Source organism: Vreelandella xerophytica (assembly GCF_968048975.1).
In genome coordinates this window covers 357,666-377,478 of record NZ_OZ309106.1, presented here as the reverse complement: position 1 = coordinate 377,478, position 19,813 = coordinate 357,666, and the positions used below count along the sequence as shown (strand labels likewise).

Genomic DNA, 19,813 nt, shown 5'->3' with positions numbered 1-19,813 from the left:
ATGATCACTAGGGCTATTTTGTTTTATCAACCACTATTGTTCATAGCAGAGATCAAAACTGATCACCTTTAAAATAAAACACTTAGGCTATAAAAATCTCGATACTGGCCATTTCTAGCTCAATCACAGGCCCCATAGGTTCAATGAAAAAGATAACCGGCTATTGGCATATTCACCTATGACGCTAATCCTGGTATCACAAAAGGCCCAATGCTGTTGCCTTACAGTACTTTTCTTTGTGCATTAAAAACACCGCCTTATAGGCGGTGCAAAAATCATTTCGATAAAAAATTGAGATCAGTTCTGATTGGCAGGAAACGAGAACTCGGCGCGGGTGGCCTCGGACACCGACGGCCAGCGCTGAGACACCGCCTTGCGCCGGGTGTAAAAGCGCACCGCATCCGGCCCGTAGGCGTGCAGGTCGCCGAACAGCGAGCGCTTCCAGCCGCCGAAGCTGTGGTAGGCCACCGGCACGGGCAGCGGTACGTTAACGCCCACCATGCCGACCTCGATACCGTCGGTGAAGCGGCGCGCCGCTTCGCCGTCGCGGGTGAACAGGCACGTGCCGTTGCCGTACTCGTGATCGTTGATCAGCGCCATGGCGTCATCCAGGCTACCCACGCGCACTACGCAGAGCACCGGGCCGAAGATCTCTTCCTGGTAGATGCGCATATCCGCGGTGACGTTATCGAACAGGCAGCCGCCGACGAAGTAGCCGTTCTCATGGCCCTTCACGGTCAGCTTGCGACCGTCGGCGACCAGCTTCGCCCCGGCGCTCACGCCCTCTTCGATGAAGCTCAGCACCTTGTCGCGATGCTCGGCGGTGACCAGCGGGCCCATATCCAGGCCTTTATCGGTACCGGGGCCGACCTTGAGATCGGCAATCTTGGGCAGCATGGCGTCCACTAGCCGGTCGGCGGTTTCATCGCCCACGCACACAGCGACCGAAATCGCCATGCAGCGCTCGCCGCAGCTGCCGAACGCCGCGCCCATCAGCGTATTGGCGGCGTTTTCGAGATCCGCATCCGGCAGGACCACGGCGTGGTTCTTGGCCCCGCCCAGGGCCTGAACGCGCTTGCCGTTGGCCGTACCGCGGCTGTAGATCGCCTCGGCCACCGGGGTGGAACCCACGAACGACACCGCCTTCACCGCCTTGGCATCCAGCAGCGTTTCCACCGCCTCGCGGCTGCCGTGGACCACGTTCATCACGCCGTCCGGCAAACCCGCCTCTTTCAAGAGCTCGGCCACGGCCATGGTGGAGGACGGATCCTTCTCCGAGGGCTTCAAAATGAAGCAGTTACCGCAGGCGATCGCCATGGGATACATCCAGAGCGGCACCATGGCGGGGAAGTTGAACGGCGTGATGCCGGCCACTACGCCCAGCGGCTGAAAGTTCGACCAGGCATCGATCCCTGGCCCCACGTTGTGGGAGTACTCGCCTTTCAAAAGCTCCGGCACGCCGCAGGCGTACTCGACGTTCTCGATGCCGCGCTTGAGCTCGCCCAGGGCGTCTTCCGGCGTCTTGCCGTGCTCTTCGCTAACGAGCTGCACCAGGCGCTCCTGGTTGTCTTCCAGCAGCTGTTTGAAGCGGTACATCACCTGGGCGCGCTTGGCCGGGGGCGTGTCGCGCCAGGCCGGGAACGCGGTCTGGGCGGCCTGGATTGCGCGCTCGACGTCCTCGGCGCTTGCATCACATACCTGGCGAATCACTTCGCCGGTCGAGGGGTTGGTAACGTCCAGCGTGCGCGGGCTTTCGACGCGCTCGCCGTTGATGAAATGAGAAACAACGCTCATCGCTTTACTCCAATCGGTTATGCCAACGAATCCAGGGTACTTGCTAACGCATCGAACAGCCGCTCGAGCTCGGCCTCGGTCGTGCCGAACGGAGGGCCGAACTGCAGCGTATCGCCGCCGTAGCGCACGTAAAAGCCGGCTTCCCAGAGTGCCATATGGGCATCGCGCGGGCGAATGGTCGGATCATTACCGCGCGGGGATAGCTGAATGGCCCCGGCCAGCCCGTAGTTGCGGATATCCACCACGTTAGCGCGGCCTTTGAGCGCATGAAGCTTTTCTTCGAACGCCGGGGCAATGCCGCGCACCTGGGCAGGGAAATCTTCACGCTCGAGCATCTCGAGCGAGGCCAGCCCCGCCGCGCAGGCCACCGGGTGGGCGCTGTAGGTGTAGCCGTGAGCGAACTCGATGGCGTGCTCCGGGCCGCCTGCGTGCATGAAGGTATCGAAGATCTCACTATTGGCGATCACCGCGCCCATCGGCACCGCGCCGTTGGTGACCTGCTTGGCGACGTTCATGATGTCCGGCGTCACGCCAAACGCCTCGGCGCCGGTACGCGCACCGCTGCGCCCGAAGGCGGTGATCACTTCATCGAAAATCAGCAGAATATCGTGCTCGGTACAGATCTGGCGCAGCCGCTCGAGATACCCTTTCGGCGGCACGATGACGCCGGCGGAGCCGGACATCGGCTCGACGATCACCGCCGCGATGTTCGAGGCATCATTTAGCGCGATCTGATCGAGCAGCGCATCGGCCAGCTCCGCGCCGGTCTCGGCCTGGCCTTTGGTGAAGGCGTGGCCGGCCTGAAGGGTGTGCGGCAGGTGCGTGACGTCCATCAATTGGCCGTAGTGCTTACGGTTGCCGCCAATGCCGCCCATGCTGGTGCCGCCCACGTTCACACCGTGATACCCCTTGGCGCGACCCACCAGGCGCGTTTTCTCCGGCTTGCCCTTCAAGCGCCAGTAGGCCCTGGCCATCTTGAGCGAGGTATCCGCCGCATCCGATCCGGAGTTGGTGAAAAAGACGTGGTCGAGCCCCTCGGGCGTGAGACTGGCGATCTTCTCCGCCAACTGGAACGCCAACGGGTGGCCAAGCTGAAAGCCCGGCGCGAAATCCAGCGAACCCAGCTGCTTCGAGACGGCTTTTTGAATCTCTTCGCGGTTATGTCCCGCGCCACACGTCCAAAGCCCGGAGAGCGAGTCGAACAGCTTACGCCCCTGGTCGTCGATGTAATAGCGTCCCTCGGCGCCGGTAATCACGCGCGGGTGGGCGCGAAAATCGCGGTTGGCGCTGAACGGCATCCAATAGTGCTGGTTCAGCGTTTCTTTGACGCCCTGCTGGGCGGGGGCATGCGAGGTCGTGGAGAGATCCGTCATGGTGGCAAACTCCATAGCGATGGGGATATGAAGCCAGCATGCGTTACGGCTCACGTTTATCAAATATGACTTTTCTTTAGTTCACGTTAGGAAATTTATACGTGAATCCACGTTTTGAACAATGATCATGACCGCTATAAACGTCGGGCAGACAATGTGCGAAGCCCTGTTGGCAACGCTGTACCTGCGACCTCCATCTTAATTAATGAAGGTTAGTCGCAAGTTTCTCCCGTCACCTATCGATAGCCCATTCAAAGTAGCCACTGAGCCAACAGGTTCAAGAATTGAAACGTTATTTAAACCACACTTTTCCACCGATAAATTTATACGCTGGCGTGCCGCGCACCAAGGTCTCGCGTGCGAACGCTTTTTCGCATTGAGGGCATATACAAGCCAAGGCGGTGAAGTCTTCCACAATGCGTTCTTTGAAACATTTCACCAGCGCCCCCTTGCCCCCTTTGCGATATTTGAACAGCTGGGCACCGCAGTTCTTACAAAAGATATCGATCGTTTTTGTCGGGCCCTTTTTATTGGGTTTCGCCATTTTCTGCCACTCGTAACTTCATGTGAGACTTCAAGCGTGCATCGTGATGAGCCTGATAATGCATGTCAATTCCGTAGATAGCGCGAGACGCCTTCTAAAATGGGCGTGGCATCTTTCTCTTCTCAGTGTGATGCCAGAAAAAGCTGATAGGTAAATGAGATGTCGCGTCGCCTGACCAGACTGCGCTAGCAAACAAAGCGTCAGCTATTACAGCAGTACTTTCTGGGAGCATGGATGAAATCTCGATTTGGCTTAACGCCAGCGTACAACGGCGCCCTTGTAATGAAGGCGCAGCCGCAATGAAAAAGGCTTCCGGCGGCCATCGGCCGCATATTGATGCGTCTTGTTAAGAATTTGATGCCCTGGCCGAGCGGACTTTATTGTAAGGAGTCTTTCTCTCCCGCAATAGGAAGGCTTCTAATCCGTAAGCTAAATATGCATAGTCTTGGTGAAGGCCCAAGGTAACCACCTGAGACACTCCGCGGTCAGACCATTTTTTCTTGGGGACGTACTTTCTGTCCTTTACTGGAACCCCCCGTTGACCTTCTGCCATTCGAAAATATTGATTCGTCCTTGAACCAAGGCCGTAGCCAGTATATTTCCCACCGCCCAAGGATGCGCCAACCCCAATGTAAAGGACTTCGTTATGCTCTCCCAGCAACAGGTATACGCCTTGCTGGTTGTGTCCTGGCAATGTTCCAACCAAATTCCATGTGCTATTCCACCTTGGCACTTCCGCTTCGGAGGACGGCCAATGGCGACGGAAAAATTCGGCAGAGTCAGCTTTGATGTCGTCGAGTGTAATTGTTAGCACGGTTCTCCCTATTCTTAACGCCTAAATAACGGGCTAAAAATTGTTGGCTAAAGTGTTGAGGGGCGAAACACAGCCAACATTTTATGTCCCTATTGATTTTCTTGTTATACATAAACTTACTCAGGAGGTATAGTTACTACTTTATGATTTCCTAAGCTACAACACTTAACTTCACCAGACGGATCTGTTAGTTTCAAACTAGAAGCTTTAAGAAAAAGTTTATTTGCCCCTTGCACCTGAATTTTCTTATCATGCTTTTCACCCTTAGAACATTCACTGAGCAAAAAACGGAACTCTTTTTGGTAGCTAAATTTGGAATCTTTAACTACGAGAGATCTTTCTAACGGATTATTAGAATAACCAACTAACCCCATATTTACTTTGCAACCACTTGCTTTAGCAAGAAGATGTCTATATGCATTGACTTTAGAAGCAGGTAAAACTATAAAATAAGGTCCAAATTCTTTAAGCATTTGTTCCAATGAATTTTCAAAATCATTATTTTGACCTATTGCAGCCCAAGATTGCAACCATGCGTCTTTTTGTTCCGCCGCAGGATAGACTAAAATACTTTGAGCATTATCAAAATTAATTTTTTCACCATTATGAATGATGCTTGGTAATTCATCGCCTAATCTTTTGTCCCAATAACCAAGACATGACTCACTTCGATCGCCTCTCCCAACACTCCCATCCATCCTGTAATAATGAGGTGTTCTGAAAAGATTTGTTCCTTTTTTAAAAGAAAAATAATGTTCTTCTTTACTGAAAAACTTAATTAAAGCTACTGCCTGAACTTGAGTATTAAGGTGATCACTCATTATTTTATCTTTTTCAAATGATGGAACGGCGATAGAGATTAATATTTATGCATAACGCTTGCCTTTGCGGCGTGCCGGAGCGCAGCGTAGGCACGTCCGACAACAGCCATTTGTTAAAATCTCAATCTTCGTCAGGGTCAAAGGTATGCTCCGGGTAGTAGCGCAGAACCTTATACATTTTTGGGGTTCCCCTCACAGTCTCAACCTCTACATCAACCACATAAGCGAGTTCATGCCAAGGCCTCCCAAATTTTGGTTCCGCATGCAGCATTTCATCCTTTACCTCATTATTCTCGAAAATTACCTTTAATGCAGATTTTGAGAGGTCATCGATGATTGCTCGATTACCTGTGTCTGAATTCGGATCAAACTTTGTCTGGTACCAATACATCACCTTTCGGGTATGTATGTTCCCTTCAGGGGTATCCATGTCGGATATCAGGTTTCCGATCCGGTTCTGCATGGCATTTGCTTCGGTAGAATTGATTATAAATTGCTGAATTACCTTGCCATTGTCGGAAACATTTATGTTCATTTGAGAGCCATTATCCTTCGCCACAGGCTCAACAAATTTGTTCCACTCTTGAAGATCCTGCTTTGTTAGCTCTTTGGGAGGTTTCTCTGCTCTACCCAATAGCCAGCCACAAATCCCCTCCGCGACTTTGGACCACTGAGCCAACGAACCACCCTCCCACAGCAGAGGTACTATTGGTGCAGCATGGGAAATTAACTCGACAATGATTGATCCGCTACGAACCTCTTTAATCAGCAATTCGGAGCCTATATCCGTTTCCCGATTGGTCTCAGACTCGACAAACTTTTGAAACTGATGGTTGAAAGCCAGCAAAGAGAGAGATAAATCTTCCAGGTCGACAGGATTTTTGTTATTGATTTTTATCTCAAGCCTTTTGCTGAGATCAATCTCCATTATATTGTTCATATACCTTCCTGAACTTTAATCGTCATAGCCACTCAGTGATGCCAAAAACTTGATCATTTCCTTCAAAATGAACCCCAAATCAGCACTGATATCGATCCTTAATATTTTGGTGATAATAGCGTCCGACAGAGCTAGAACTTATAAAATCATGGAATACTGATTCTGGAACGCCACAGAACGTGTAGATCGGATGGCTATCTTCGAAATCGACAAACATTCTTAAACTGGCAGCATCATATCCGATTTTTCTTATGGCTTTTGAACTTACAGAAACCCACTCAGTCATGATGCTCTCCCCGAGATTTTAACAGCGATTATATACCCAGCTGCATAACCTCAATAAACGCGCCAGCGCATTTATTGAGGTTATGCAGCCCACGCAAAAACCATAACGTATTGATTCACATACCGCTGCCCTATTGCCAGGCTACCTATCCACTGTTCGCGTGCCTGTTCGTTTTGCCCGGTTCAATCATACCCTATCCACAAACTTACCTTAGGTCACGCGTAAATTCGATGACAGCCGTCAGCCATAGGTCGTAGACCTACGCTCGCCGACTTTTAAGGCAGACCCCACACAACACTGCCGCTCGTAAGCGGCAGCATCGAATGCGTAATTGAGGCTCAAGGCTCAAAGCACCACTTCATACCCTTCAAACTTCGGCGGGCCAAGGTAGATGCCTTCCGGCGACTTGGCATTGGCGTGGGCCTTGCGAAATGCCTCGGATTGCGTCCAGGCGCGAAAGGCGTCCTCGGATTCCCACACGCTGTGCGAGATAAACACGGTGTGGTCGTCCTGCTTATCGCCCTGGAGCATCTTGAACTCCTTGAAGCCGGGCACTTCATTCAAGTGCGAGTCGCGGTTGCGCCACACGTCCAGAAAATCCTCTTCCCGGCCCGGGGCAATACGAAAACGGTTCATGGCGATATACATGGGCTTACTCCTTGGAAAATGGTGATGTGACGTCACTCGATGGTAACGTCACGGTTCAGGCGCGGATAGCCTTGGGAGACAGTATGGCAAAGACCGGCATCCAGGTGGTTTGGTTCAAGCGCGATCTGCGTATTCACGATCACGCCCCGCTCAGCCTTGCCTGCGTGGCGGGCCCGGTGCTGCCCGTGTTTGCCATTGAACCCGGCCAATGGCAGGCGCCGGACAGCGCCCTGCGCCACTGGCAGTTCGCCGCAGAGTCGCTGGTGGATCTATCAAACGCGTTGGACGCGCACGGCCTGCCGCTGTGTCTCTGGCAGGGTGAAATTATCGCGCTGCTGAATGCCTTGAAGGCGCGTTATGGCACCCTCACGCTCCACTCCCACGAAGAGACCGGCAACGCCTGGAGCTACCAGCGCGACCGCGAGGTAAAAGCGTGGTGCAAGGCGCACGGCACCGAATGGCTGGAAGCGCGTCAGGTGGGTGTGGTGCGCGGGCTTAAAAGCCGCGCTGACCAAACCGCCTGGGAGGCGCAGTGGGAAGCGCTGATGCAGGCGCCGCCCTTCAAGGCCCCGCAAAATGCCCGCCCCGCCCCGGGCTGGGAGGCGTTTCATCATCTTTCGGTCGATGCGCTGGCGGGTCTTTCGCTTGGCAGGGATAAAACGCCCTGCCCCGGCCGCCAAACCGGGGGCCGCAGCGCCGGGCGGGCGCTCTGGTACAGTTTCATCACCCGGCGCGGCGAGCGCTACCGCGGCTCGATCTCCAAGCCGTTACTGGCTTGGGAGTTCGGCTCGCGGCTTTCGCCGCACCTGGCCTGGGGCACGCTTTCCATGCGCGAGGTCGTGCAGTCGCTTCGCCACCAGCGCGAAAAGCACGCGGAAGAGACTCGCTGGGCGCATTCGCTGCGGGCGCTCGCCTCGCGGCTTCACTGGCACTGCCACTTTATTCAGAAGCTGGAAAGCGCGCCGAGTATCGAAGACCAAACCCTGCACCCGGCGCTCAAGGGGCTTCGCGAGCGCGACCCGGACCATCCGCGCCTGCTCGCCTGGAAGCGCGGCCAAACCGGCGTGCCGCTGGTGGATGCCTGCATGCGCTGCTTGCTTGATACCGGCTGGATCAACTTTCGCATGCGCGCCATGCTGATCTCGTTCGCCACCTTCGGGCTGGGGCTTCACTGGCTGGAGCCGGGGCGCCACCTGGCCAGGCTGTTCACCGACTTCGAGCCCGGCATCCACTACCCGCAGATCCAGATGCAGTCCGGCGCAACCGGCTTCAATGCTCTGCGTATCTACAACCCCCTCAAGCAGGCCGAAGATAACGACCCCGACGGCGAGTTCGTCGCCCGCTGGGTGCCGGAGCTCACCGTATTGCCCGTCGAGTGGCGCGCCAAGCCCTGGGCGCTGCCCCAAAGCCTTCGCGAGCGTTACGGGTTTATCCCCGGCGAGCACTACCCGCTGCCCCATGATTTCGAAACCGAGGCCCGCCACTGGAAAACGCTGATTTATGAGACGAGCCACACCCCGGAGGCCAAGGCCATTAGCCAGGAATTGATGGCGCGCTTGGCCAGCCAGCGCCGCCCCAGCGCCCGGCGTAAAACGACAAAACCCGCCCACCGTCAGCAGCTTTCGCTGTTTGACGGCGGCGGGTCGGGTTCTGAAAGTGGCTAGCTCGCGGCTAACCAAAGCGCCAGCGTACGCTTTCTAGAAGTGGTAGTTGATGAACGCGCCGGTGCGCCACTGCACGTCGTTGCCTACATCGTCGACGATCGGGCTGTCGCTGGCGTCGCCGGTGAGCTTCGAAACGCCCAGCAGGCCAGTGACCGACCACTGCTCCGTCAGGTAGTAACTCAGCGATGCATTGGCACCTAGCGTGAAGGCACCGTCGTCGGATTCAAAAGCCGCGATGCCGGAGCGCGCGCTATCGGCGGGCGAGACACTAAACAGGGCGTCGGTCCATTTGTCGCTGGTATAGGCCAGTTCCGGGCCGAAGGTCATCACGGTGCGTTCACTCAAGCGCGTGACATGCTGGGCCCTGAAGGCAAGGCGGTAGCCGTCGATATCGCCGGTAAAGGGCGTTTCCGCCGACCCGGTGTAGCGCCAGCCAGCACCGCGGTAGCTAACGCGCAGCCCCGCCGTTGCGCCACCGTCGACCTCTTCGAAATGCCTCAGGTCGCCGGTATCGTCACGGCCGAAGGTGTAGCCGATAAAAGGCGCCACCTTCAAGTTACCCTGATTGATGACGTTCCAGCCGATCCCGTCTCGAATGCTCAAGAACAGCGTGTCGTCGTAGGTCGCTTCCACCACCGGGAAGGGGTTCCACTCGTAGTCGTCACTGCCCAGGTAGTCCGGGGTGTAGATCGCACCGGCGCCCAGCGTGCCCTCCCACTGCGCCGATGCCGATGAGCAAAGTGCCCAGCTTCCAATGGCCAGCACAAGCGTTAGCGGGCGGAGATAGTCGTTTGAATGCATCATGTCCTGGATCCTGAGCGGCTCGAAGTCAGCATGCACTCTATGTCCAAATCAATGATCGGGCAAATCGTTTAACTACCAAATGGTCGTTAAGGTATAGTAGCCTTTTTTACGACTCACGACGCTTAGCCCCATGACGCACCGCGCTAAACCGCCCCCGGCTCCTCAACGCAAGCGCACGCGTCTGCCGCCCGAGGTTCGCCGCCAATACATTCTGGATGCCGCGCTCGACGCGTTCAGCACGGTGGGATTCGAAGGGGCCACCGTCGAGCGCATTGCGCAAAAGGCAGGTATCACCAAAGCGGGGCTCTACGCGCACTTCGAAGGCAAAGAAGCACTTTTGGAGGCGCTGCTCGATACGATCATGCTGCCCATCGAAGACGACCCGTGGTCGCTAGGCAGCGCCGCCACGCTTGAAGCCGCCGTCGATAGCTTTATGGACATGCTCTACGGCGATGGCAAATCGACGCGCCGACTCTCCATCATGCGGCTGTTGATCGTCGAGAGCGCACGCAAGCCGGATCGCATCCAGCAGTGGTATCACCATACCTATCGACCCTACATCCAAAAGCGCCAACGGGTGCTGGAAACCTATCTACGCCAGTACGCGCCCCATACCTCGCTGACCTCCGAACAAATCGCCCTGGCGTTTTCACCGGCGGTGCTTGCCATGTTTTGGCAAATGATCATCGGTGGCGAAAGCGCTGCCAGCGAAATTGCCGCGATCAAGCAAAGCCACCGCGACGTCATGCTACGCCTACTTTCACCGGACTGAAGATATGCCGATACCCATCACTGGTTTTAGTCGACTCGTTTATCTGTGTGGGCTGGGAATGTTGCTCACCGCCTGTGCGGCCACGCCTTCCCCGAATTCCCCGCCGCCGCCGGTCGAGCTCCCCGGCGCGTTTCTGGCAGCGACCGGTCAACAGGTCTTTGTCGCGGACACCTGGTGGCAGGATTTTCAGGACGAAGAACTCAACGCCTTCGTGCGCAACGCGCTGGACGATAACCCGGGGCTTGCCCAGGCCATTGCGCAGGCGCGTATCGCCGAGGCGCAGTCGCGTACTGATCGGGCGGATCTGTTTCCCCAGCTCAGCGCGGGGCTGGATAGCGCCCGACAGCGCCGTCCGGGCGGCCAAGGCGAGAACATCACCAATACGCACAACGCCTCGCTGGATATCAGTTGGGAAGTCGATTTGTGGGGGCGCTTGTCGTCCATCGCGGCGGCGGGGCAGGCGGATTTTCTCGCCGCCAGCGAGCAGCTTCGGGGCATGCATCAGTCGCTGGCCGCCGAGGTCGTGTCGCTCTATCTGGATATCGTCCAGGCCCGGGCGCAGGTGGCGCTTTCCGAAGATACCGTCGAGGCGCTCGAGGAGTTCGCCCGCCAGGTCGAGAACCGCGCCAATGCCGGGGTGGTCTCGCCCACGGACGTGACCCTGGCGTACGCCAACCTGAGCTCCGCCAGGGCGGGGCTTCAGCAGCGCCGCGAAAACCTGGCCCGGGCGACGCGCCAGCTGGAAACGTCGATGGGGGATTACCCAGCGGGGCAACTGGTCACTAAAAGCGAGCTTCCCGCCGTACCGCCGTTCCCCTCCGCCGGCGTGCCCGCCGAGCTGCTGGCGCGCCGCCCCGACGTGCGCCAGGCCGAGTGGGCGCTGCAGGCGGCGGACTATCGGCTCACCGCGGCAGAGCGCTCCTTTTTGCCCGCCCTTTCCCTGACCGGTAGCGCGGGCTCCACGGGCAGCGAGCTGGCGGATCTTTTCAGCAGCGGCTCTTTCATCTGGACGATTGCCGGCAACATCGTGCAGCCGGTCTTTCAGGGCGGACGCCTGCGGGCCCAAGCGGATGTGGCTGAAGGCCAGCGTGACGAGGCGTTCTACGGCTACGTCGAGGTGGCGCTCACCGCGCTTTCCGAAGTCGAGACGGCGCTGGCGGTGGACGACCTGTTGGCCCGACGCGTCGAGGAGAGCGAGGAGGCGGCAGATTACGCCGACGAGGCGGTGCGCGTCTCGTTCAACCGCTACATCCAGGGTATCGAGCCCTTCTTGAACGTGCTGGAGAGTTATCAGAGTGCATTGGATAGCCGCAGCGCGTATATCACCGCTCAGTATGACCGGCTGGCCAATCGCATCGACCTCCACCTCGCCCTGGGCGGGGGCTTTGACGCCGTCTCGACGTTCGACCCGTCTCTTACAGGAACTTCTGCGTTATGAACATGAAAACCATCGTCGGTGGTCTGGCCCTTTTACTCCTGTTGAGCGCCTGTGGCCGTGATGAGGAAGAGGCTTCAGCGCAAGGCGAAAACGCACAGACTCAGCAGGCGCCGGCGGTCAGCGTTCGCGTGGTGCCGGCCGAGGTCATGCCCCTGCAGGGGTGGACGTATAGCCAGGGCACTGCGCGCTCCCGGCACCGGGAGTATCTGAACTTCACCGAACAGGGCAAGGTGACCTTCGTGGATCAGGACCTGCGCGAGGGCATGCCGGTGTCCGAAGGTCAGCTGATTGCCCACCAGGACCCCCAGCGGCTGGAGGCGGACCTGGCCTCCGCGCGGGCGTCCCTCGAGGAAGCGGAGGCGAGCCTTTCGCTTGCGCGCGTCACCCAGGACCGCTACCAGACACTGGTCAACCAGCGCTCCGCCTCCGCCCAGGAGCTGGACGAGGCACGGGTCGAGGTCCAGCAAGCGCTGGCCACCCGCGACAGCGCCCGCGCGGAGATCGCCCAGGCCGAGATCATGCTCGAGGAGTCACGGCTGGTGTCGCCCATCGACGGCGTGCTGGCGCGCCTGAACATCGAACAGGGCCGCTACTTCATGCCCGGCACGGTGGACACCTCCACCGAGCAGGGCGCGCTTCAAACGGTGCCGGCGCTGGTGATCGACCCCTCGAGCTTCGAAGTACGGGTGGACCTGCCGTCATACAACTTCAACCGCGTCGAGGTGGGCGCGCGCGCCATCATCGGCGGGCGGCTGCCGCAAAACGCGGATAACCTCGACCCCGAAACGCTGGACGGTCAGGAGCTCGGTGAAATCCACGCGATCAGCCCCTCCATCGACCCGCAGTCGCGCACCTTCGGCGTTACCCTTCACACGACCGAGGACGACCCGCGCCTGCAGGATGGCGCCTTCGTCGCCGTCTGGATGGCTGAGCCTGAAATGACCGATGCGCTGAGCGTGCCGTTCAGCGCCCTGCGTTTCTTGAACAATCAGGCGTTCGTGTTCGTGTTCGATGAACAAAGCGGCCGGGTGGAAGAGCGCAGCGTCCAGCTCGGCCAGCAGGCCGGCGAGCGCCGCGAAGTGCTGGAAGGGCTCTCCCCCGGTGAACAGGTGGTCACCGAAGGGCGCACCCGGCTAAACGACGGCGACCGCGTCACGCTCATCGGGGGTCAGCCATGAGCTCGGATGCCGTAGAGCAAACCCCGCCGCCGCGCCGCGAAACCGAGGAGGTGCGCAGCGCCCACCGGCTGATGCGTTTTTTCTTTCTCAAACCGATCTTCGCCGTTCTGCTCACCCTCACCATGCTGCTGGGCGGGCTGTTCGCCTACTCGGCACTGGTCAAGGAGGCGCTGCCCGCCCTCGATATCCCCCAAGCGAGCATTACCACGGTGTGGTCCGGGGCGGACCCGCGCTCGGTGGAAGAGCAGATCACCGACCTGATCGAGGATGAAATCACCACGCTCAGCGGCGTGAACAAGGTCAACAGCGCCTCCTTCGATTCGCTGTCGGTCATCTCCGTCGAGTTCGATGCCTCGACCGACACCACCGACGCCATGACCCGGCTGCGCGCCGCCGTGGCGGATGCGGAGCCGGGTTTTCCCTCGGAAGTCGAGAGCCCCAACATCAGCCAGAGCTCGGTGGACGACCGGCCGATTCTGACCCTGGCGCTGCACGGAAGCGCCGACTCCGCCATGCTCAACCAGACGGCCCGGCAGATGCGCGATGCGTTGGAGCGAGTGCAGGGCATCAACGAGGTCAACATCGGCGGCGAGCGCGAGGATATCGTCCAGATCCTCATCGACCCGGAGCGGCTTCTCGCGCTGGGGCTTTCGCCCACCGCCATCCGCGACGCCGTGCAGCAGGCCAATATCGAGCAGCCGTTTGGCGAAGTGCGTAGCCAGAACATGGGCGCGGTGGTGCGTCTGGAAGGCCGCTTTTCCGATATCGACGACCTGCGCGCGCTGCCCATCTCCCGCCTGGAGAACAACCAAAGCTCGCGGGCGCTGACCCTGGGCGAGGTCGCCACGGTCAAGCGAATGCAGGAAACCGAGCAGTCGCGGGCGTTTTTCAGCGAGCTTGGCCGCGACTTCGAGTCGTCGCTGGAGATGTCGATCACCAAGACGCCGGGCGCCGATACCGTGCAGGTGGTGGAGCGCATTCGCGCCACGCTCGCCGATTTGGAAGCGGCCAGCACCTGGCCCTCCCAGGTGAGCTATTCGGTGCTTCAGGACGACGCCGTACAGATCTGGGACTCGTTGACGGAAGTCTTCGTCAGCGCCCTGCAGACCATGCTGGTGGTGTTCGCCATCCTGTTCATCACTATTTCCTGGCGCGAGGCGATCGTGTCGGGCCTGGCCGTGCCCGTCACCTTTGCCGGCGTACTGCTGGTCATCTGGGCGTTTGGCTACTCGCTCAACGAGCTGGTGATCATTGGCATGGTGATTGCGCTGGTGATGATCATCGATGTCTTCATCATTTTGATGGAGGGGCTGCACGACGAGATCTACCGCAATGGCTGTACCTTCGGCCAGGCGGTACTGATCACCGTCAAACGCTACGCGGTCCCCATCTTCGCAGCCCAGGTCACCACGCTTCTGGCCATGGCGCCCTTGATGTCGATTGGCGGCACCATGGGCGCTTTTGTGCGCATTCTGCCGGCTACGATCATCATCTGTCTTGTGCTCTCTTTCGTGGTCGCGATGCTTTGCGCGGTGCCGCTCTCGCGGGCGCTTTTGGGCAAGCAGCGCCGCGCCGAAGACAACGAGAAACCGGGCTTGGCGGACCGGGTGACCCAGCGCGCCGTCGACGGCGTGGAGCGTTTCAACGGCCGCTATATCGTGGCCAGCCGTGGCCGCGCCTGGCTCTGGGTACTGGGCGCCGTCGCGCTGTTCCTGGTTTCGCTGATGGCGTTCAGCCAGGCGCGGCTCGAGCTCTTCCCGCCGGCGGACGGCGAGCGCCTCGGCATCAACATCGAGCTTCCGCCCACCGCGCCGCTGGAGACCTCCCAGGTGGTGGCCGACCAGGTCGGCGAGATCCTGCGCGACAAGCCCTACTTTGCGAGCATCAGCAAGCTGGTGGGGCTCAAGAGCCCGTTCGCCGGCACCGGATCGCTGCAGCCCAGCGACGCCGAGAACTTCATCGGCTTTTCGGCGATGTTCAAAGCGCGTGATGCGCGGGACGCGGACTCCTACGTGTTGGCGGAAGCGCTGCGCGAAGAGCTTTCCACGTTCTTGAGCGACCACGTCGCCGGAGCCGAGCTCCTTGTGGTGCCGGAAAGCAGCGGGCCGTCGCCGGGGGACCCCATCGAGATTCAGCTGCTGGGCGGCAACATGGATACCCTGAAGGAACTGTCGCTTCAGGTGCAGGACGTGCTCGCCTCGACCCCGAACGTGGTGGACGTGCGCGACAACCTGGGCGCGCCGCAACCTCAACTGGCGCTGCGCCCCAACCGCGACGCCTTGAGCTTCTTCGGTATCTCCTACGACGAGCTCGCCTCCCAGATCCGCATCGCCTACAGCTCGGATATCATCGGCACCTTCGCCAGCAACGGCGCGACCGACGATCTCGACATTCGCCTCGGCATGGAATGGCCAAGCCAACCCGGCGAGGCCGGCGGGCCGAGCAATGTCGAGGAGTTCTCGCGGGTGCGCGCCTACCTTCCGGACGGCGGCTCCATCGCCATGTTCCAGCTTCTCGATCCCGTTCAGTCGGAAGGTGCGATTGCCATTTCCCACGTCGGTGGTGAACGCGCGTTGACGGTGCTTGCCAAGAACCAGGGCCGCACCGTGACCGAGATCATGAACGAGATTTCGCCCCGCCTTAATGAGCTGCAGCGCGACTGGCCCGCAGGCTATCGCATCGCGGTGGGCGGCGAGTCCGCCGAGACGGCGGATACGCTGGGCTCGGTGGGAATCGCCATGCTGGTGGCCATCGTGCTGGTGGTCGGCGTGCTGGTCATCGTGTTCAGCAGTTTCCGCCAGGCGCTGATCATCTTCGCCACCATGCCGCTGGCGATCATCGGCACCGCACTGGGCTTCTGGGCATTCGGGATCGCGTTTTCGTTTTTCGCCATGATCGGGCTGGTATCGCTGATCGGCATCGCGATCAACAACGGCATCATCATGGTCGATACCATGAACGGCTTCCTCAAGGAGGGCATGAGCGTGGCCGAAGCGGCCTCCGCCGGCGCGGCGCGAAGGCTGCGCCCGCTTTTGACCACCGCCGTGACCACCATCGTCGGGCTAGTGCCGCTGGCCGTGAGCAGTGAAAGCTACCGGCCGCTGACGCTGGTGATCATCTTCGGGCTGATCTCGGCCACGCTGCTGGCGCTATTCGTCGTACCCGCGCTCTACTACCTGCTCACCCCGGCGAATGCCAACGAGCCCGAGGTGCTGGACTGAGCCACTGGCTGTTTAACTGACCAACGGGCGTCCACGGGCGCTCGTCGCTGCCAAGCAAAAGCGCAAGGCCCAGGCGTCTTTTATCGATCGAACGGGGAGAGCGGATAAAAAAGGTAGTCGTGCCCGGCCGTGACATCGGTGTCCGGCTCGACCATCAGGTAGCCATCGGCCTGGCTTGCAGCGCTGAGCATGTGCGAGCCCTGCCCGCCCGCCAGGCGGGCCACCGGTGTGTCGTCATGCCAGGTCAGCGTCACCCGTAAAAGCTCGCAGCGGCCCCTGGGCCCGCGTTGGTGGAAGCCGGCTTTTACCCGGTAGCGCTGAAGTGGCGCCGCGCACCGGCCTTGGCGCGCGTGAATGAAGGCCAGCGCCAACCAGTGCCAACCCACCAGCGAGGCGACCGGGTTACCCGGCAGCGCGATCAGCGGCGTGGCCTCGTCGCCGCTTCCAAGCGTGGCGAAAGCGAAGGGCTTACCGGGCTTGACGGCAACGCCGTGGAAGTCGATGCGCCCCAGTCGCTCGATCACCGAGCGTACGTGATCCTCTTCCCCCACCGAGGCGCCGCCGCTACAAAGCACTACATCCGCCGACGTTGTGGCCGTTTGCAAGGCGCGATATAGCGCCTCGGGCTCATCGGCGACGATTCCTAAATCGATCACCTCGCACTGCGCTTTTACCAGCAGCGCGCTGAGCATGGCGCGGTTGCTGTCGAAGACCTGCCCCGGCGCGCGCGCCGCCCAGGGTTCGATCAGCTCGTCGCCGGTAGAAAGCAGCGCAACGGTCAGGCGACGATACACGCTGACCGTGTTAACGCCGTGGCTTGCCAGCAGGGCGATGGCCGGCGCGTCCAGCGTATCGCCCGCCTCGAGCAGCGTGGCGCCGCTGCGCGTTTCTTCCCCTTGCCGGCGAATGTTGGCGCCCAGCGTCGGTTTCTCATCCAGATGAAGGCAGCCCCGTTCATCCAGCCTGGTACGCTCCTGGGCCACGACGGTATCGGCGCCCAGCGGCACCGGCGCCCCGGTAAAGATGCGCGCGCAGCCGCCTTCTTGCAGGTGCAGGACACCCGCGCCGGCCGGCACGCGTAGCAGCACGGGCAGCCCTTCGCCGGTGGCGGCGTAGTCCGCCAGGCGCAGGGCAAAGCCGTCCATGGCGCTGTTGTCCACCCCAGGTAGATCCACCGGCGCGGTGACGGCCTGGGCCAGCACGCGGCCCAAGGCTTGGGCAAGCGCCACACGCTCGGTGGCGTTAATCGGCGTCGCGGCGTCGATCAGCCGCTGCCGGGCCTCGAAAAGCGGCACGAGGGGGCGGTGTTCGAGCTCGCCACAGGGGCAGCTCATAGGCCCTCCGGGTCGTTCGAGGCCACCGCGTGCCGACGGCTGCCGCAAAGCGGCGCGGTAGGAAAGATCATGGTGGCGAAATTGCACGGCCGGGTGCGCGCATCGAGCTGCAGCGCGATGATCCTGTCCCAGGCCAGCGCACAGGCTTTGGGGGAGCCTGGCATGGTGAACAGCAGCGTCTGGTTGGCAAGCCCCGCCACGGCGCGGGACTGGATCGTGGCCGTGCCGATGGTCTGCAGCGAATAGTGACGAAAGAGCTCGCCGTAGCCTTCGATGGCCTTGTCGAACAGCGGCGTCAGCGCCTCGGGCGTGGTGTCCCGCGCGGTGAAGCCGGTGCCGCCGTTGACCAACACGACGTGCACATCGGGCTTGGCGATCCAGGCCGAGACCGCGGCGCGAATCTGGTAGATATCGTCCACCAGGATACGCCGCTCCACCAGTACGTGACCCTGCTCGGTCAGGCGCTGGGCGAGCAGATCACCGCTGCCGTCCCGGTCCGGTCCGCGGGTATCGGACACGGTCAGAACCACGCAGTTGAGCGGAATGAACCGGGCATCGAACGGGGTGTGCGACATGAATGTCTCCTGCTTACTGCATCAGGGAGCCGCCGGCGTCGTCGTCCAGCACAAAACCTTCGACGCCGAACTCGCTTTCCAGGGCCAACAGATAGTGACGAAGCGCCCGCCGCGAGGTCTGCTCGCGCAGGTGGTGGCGGACTCTATCGGCCACGTGTTCGAACACGGATTCGCGCCCTTCTACCCGCTCGTCGATGCTGACCACGTGCCAACCGTAACGCGAGGCGAGCGGGCGTGAGTGAAGCCCTACGGGTAGATGCTGCAGCGCCCGGTCGAGCTCCGCCACGGTCTGGCCGGGCACCAGCCAGCCCAGGTCGCCACCGCTCTCCCTGGAGGGGCAGGCGGAGTAACGCGCGGCGAATTCGTCGAAGCGCTCGGGCATCGTCTCGAGTGTCTCGATCAGCGATTCGCCTTGCCGGTATGCCTCGTCACGCCCGGCAGCGTCGTCCGGTGCCGCAGCCAATAACACATGGCGAACGTGTATCTGCGCGGGTTCGTTGAAGCGCTGCTGGTGCATCTCGAAAAAGCGCCGAGTGTCCTCTTCAGAGGGCTCCGGTACCTGTAGCTCCTGCTCTAAAAGGGCCGTGATCGCCGATTCCTGCTCGGGGCTGGATCGCTCGTCGCTCGTTGATAAAAGCCCCAGCTCGCAGGCGCGTTGGCGTAAAAGCTCCTGGATCACCAGCGCCCGCGCCGCCTGGCCTTGCGCCTCTTCAGCGGTGGCCGCCGGGTGGTGCTGCATTTCCCGGGCGATGGTCTCCTCGTCGATCACGGCCTCACCTACGCGAATCAAAGGGGCCGCAGTACTGCCGGGGAGCTGCTCTATATCGATTTTGTTCATATCGGTCGCTTGCCTATTCGTTGCCTGCATCTCAATCACCGTTGTCTCGATGGCTCACTCAAAGGGTTAACCGCGGCGGCGAACCAGCTGATAACGCCGGGTAACGTAGCCAAAGGGGGCGCTCCAGACGTGCACCAGGCGAGTGAAGGGGAATAGCAAAATGATGGTCAGCCCCAGGAAGATGTGCATCCGGTAGATCCAGGGCACTTCCTGGATGTAATCCGCGGCGCCGCCGCCAAAGAACACGATGGCCTGGGCCCAGCTGGAGAGCGTGAGCATCATTTCGCCATCCATATGGCCCAGTGAGAAAAAGATCGTGACCATCCCCAGGCCCGCCTGCACGACCAGAATCGCCAGCACCAGGGTATCCATCAGGCTGGAGGATTGGCGTACGCGCAGATTGAACAGGCGGCGATACAGCAGTATGCCCCCGCCGACGAGGCACATCGCCCCGGCAATACCGCCCACTACGATGGCGAGCAGCTGCTTGTTATGGGCGGCGATGAAGGGCTCATAAATCCAGTGCGGGGTGAGCATGCCGAACAAATGGCCAAAGAAGATGACGATGATCCCAATGTGGAACAGATTACTCCCCAAGCGCATGGTGCCGGGAGAGAGCATCTGGCTGGAACCGGTTTTCCAGGTGTACTGGCCATGGTCGAAGCGAACCAGACTGCCGATCAGAAACACCGTGCCGGCCAGATACGGGTAGTAGCCGTAGATCAAGTGGGTGAAGTAGTGCTCAAGGGCATCAAACATGATCTTTCTC

General features: G+C 60.0%; 18 protein-coding genes. 5 read left to right on the top strand and 13 right to left on the bottom strand.

Translation table 11 applies throughout. The annotated features are described in order from the left end of the window. Positions 1-297: 297 nt before the first annotated feature. The 8 genes from ACWF8S_RS01810 to ACWF8S_RS01775 form a co-directional block, all read right to left on the bottom strand. Positions 298-1,794, bottom strand: a complete 1,497-nt coding sequence (locus tag ACWF8S_RS01810) for a CoA-acylating methylmalonate-semialdehyde dehydrogenase (protein ID WP_447555110.1) — start codon at positions 1,792-1,794, stop codon at positions 298-300. 17 nt (positions 1,795-1,811) lie between these two features. Continuing rightward, positions 1,812-3,167, bottom strand: a complete 1,356-nt coding sequence (locus ACWF8S_RS01805) for an aminotransferase class III-fold pyridoxal phosphate-dependent enzyme (RefSeq protein WP_447555109.1) — start codon at positions 3,165-3,167, stop codon at positions 1,812-1,814. Positions 3,168-3,459: 292 nt separating this feature from the next. Continuing rightward, positions 3,460-3,711 (bottom strand): hypothetical protein, encoded by a 252-nt coding sequence (locus ACWF8S_RS01800; protein ID WP_311958821.1) that lies wholly within the window; start codon positions 3,709-3,711, stop codon positions 3,460-3,462. Between the two features lie 346 nt (positions 3,712-4,057). Further along, positions 4,058-4,525: a hypothetical protein gene (locus tag ACWF8S_RS01795; protein WP_447555108.1), complete on the bottom strand. Its 468-nt coding sequence runs from the start codon at positions 4,523-4,525 to the stop codon at positions 4,058-4,060. Between the two features lie 116 nt (positions 4,526-4,641). After that, positions 4,642-5,346 (bottom strand): hypothetical protein, encoded by a 705-nt coding sequence (locus ACWF8S_RS01790; protein WP_447555107.1) that lies wholly within the window; start codon positions 5,344-5,346, stop codon positions 4,642-4,644. Between the two features lie 121 nt (positions 5,347-5,467). Further along, positions 5,468-6,286, bottom strand: coding sequence for a hypothetical protein (locus ACWF8S_RS01785; protein ID WP_447555106.1), 819 nt, complete (start codon positions 6,284-6,286; stop codon positions 5,468-5,470). A gap of 79 nt (positions 6,287-6,365) precedes the next feature. Then, the gene (locus ACWF8S_RS01780) at positions 6,366-6,572 is read right to left on the bottom strand and encodes a KTSC domain-containing protein (protein WP_447555105.1); all 207 of its coding nucleotides are present in this window, start codon (positions 6,570-6,572) and stop codon (positions 6,366-6,368) included. Positions 6,573-6,917: 345 nt separating this feature from the next. After that, the gene (locus ACWF8S_RS01775; RefSeq protein ID WP_447555104.1) at positions 6,918-7,220 is read right to left on the bottom strand and encodes an antibiotic biosynthesis monooxygenase family protein; all 303 of its coding nucleotides are present in this window, start codon (positions 7,218-7,220) and stop codon (positions 6,918-6,920) included. Positions 7,221-7,246: 26 nt separating this feature from the next. Here ACWF8S_RS01775 and ACWF8S_RS01770 point away from each other — a divergent pair, with 26 nt between their 5' ends. Next, positions 7,247-8,884 carry an FAD-binding domain-containing protein gene (locus ACWF8S_RS01770; RefSeq protein WP_447555103.1) on the top strand — a complete coding sequence of 546 codons (1,638 nt, stop codon included), beginning with the start codon at positions 7,247-7,249 and terminating at the stop codon, positions 8,882-8,884. A gap of 33 nt (positions 8,885-8,917) precedes the next feature. Here ACWF8S_RS01770 and ACWF8S_RS01765 read toward each other — a convergent pair whose 3' ends face one another. Then, a complete protein-coding gene (locus tag ACWF8S_RS01765) occupies positions 8,918-9,688 on the bottom strand; it encodes a MipA/OmpV family protein (protein ID WP_447555102.1) in 771 nt (256 codons plus the stop codon). A 130-nt stretch (positions 9,689-9,818) separates the two neighbouring features. Here ACWF8S_RS01765 and ACWF8S_RS01760 point away from each other — a divergent pair, with 130 nt between their 5' ends. Genes ACWF8S_RS01760 through ACWF8S_RS01745 form a run of 4 tightly spaced genes read left to right on the top strand, consistent with a single transcriptional unit; the run spans position 9,819 to position 16,297 of the window. Then, complete coding sequence (locus ACWF8S_RS01760; RefSeq protein WP_447555101.1) at positions 9,819-10,460, top strand: TetR/AcrR family transcriptional regulator; 642 nt, start codon at positions 9,819-9,821, stop codon at positions 10,458-10,460. Positions 10,461-10,464: 4 nt separating this feature from the next. Beyond that, positions 10,465-11,898 (top strand): efflux transporter outer membrane subunit, encoded by a 1,434-nt coding sequence (locus tag ACWF8S_RS01755; RefSeq protein WP_447555100.1) that lies wholly within the window; start codon positions 10,465-10,467, stop codon positions 11,896-11,898. Next, positions 11,895-13,076, top strand: coding sequence for an efflux RND transporter periplasmic adaptor subunit (locus ACWF8S_RS01750; RefSeq protein WP_447555099.1), 1,182 nt, complete (start codon positions 11,895-11,897; stop codon positions 13,074-13,076). The genes ACWF8S_RS01755 and ACWF8S_RS01750 overlap by 4 nt, the downstream gene beginning before the upstream one ends. Beyond that, positions 13,073-16,297 (top strand): efflux RND transporter permease subunit, encoded by a 3,225-nt coding sequence (locus tag ACWF8S_RS01745; protein ID WP_447555098.1) that lies wholly within the window; start codon positions 13,073-13,075, stop codon positions 16,295-16,297. The genes ACWF8S_RS01750 and ACWF8S_RS01745 overlap by 4 nt, the downstream gene beginning before the upstream one ends. 80 nt (positions 16,298-16,377) lie before the next feature. Here ACWF8S_RS01745 and ACWF8S_RS01740 read toward each other — a convergent pair whose 3' ends face one another. The 4 genes from ACWF8S_RS01740 to narI all read right to left on the bottom strand — a co-directional run bounded on the left by ACWF8S_RS01740 (position 16,378) and on the right by narI (position 19,803). Continuing rightward, positions 16,378-17,631, bottom strand: a complete 1,254-nt coding sequence (locus ACWF8S_RS01740) for a molybdopterin molybdotransferase MoeA (protein ID WP_447555097.1) — start codon at positions 17,629-17,631, stop codon at positions 16,378-16,380. Beyond that, positions 17,628-18,206, bottom strand: a complete 579-nt coding sequence (gene moaB, locus ACWF8S_RS01735) for a molybdenum cofactor biosynthesis protein B (RefSeq protein WP_447527561.1) — start codon at positions 18,204-18,206, stop codon at positions 17,628-17,630. The genes ACWF8S_RS01740 and moaB overlap by 4 nt, the downstream gene beginning before the upstream one ends. A 13-nt stretch (positions 18,207-18,219) precedes the next feature. Beyond that, on the bottom strand, positions 18,220-19,044 hold the full coding sequence (locus ACWF8S_RS01730) for a peptidylprolyl isomerase (protein WP_447555096.1): 825 nt from the start codon (positions 19,042-19,044) through the stop codon (positions 18,220-18,222). Positions 19,045-19,110: 66 nt separating this feature from the next. Further along, positions 19,111-19,803: a respiratory nitrate reductase subunit gamma gene (narI, locus tag ACWF8S_RS01725; protein ID WP_447527559.1), complete on the bottom strand. Its 693-nt coding sequence runs from the start codon at positions 19,801-19,803 to the stop codon at positions 19,111-19,113. Positions 19,804-19,813: the final 10 nt, after the last annotated feature.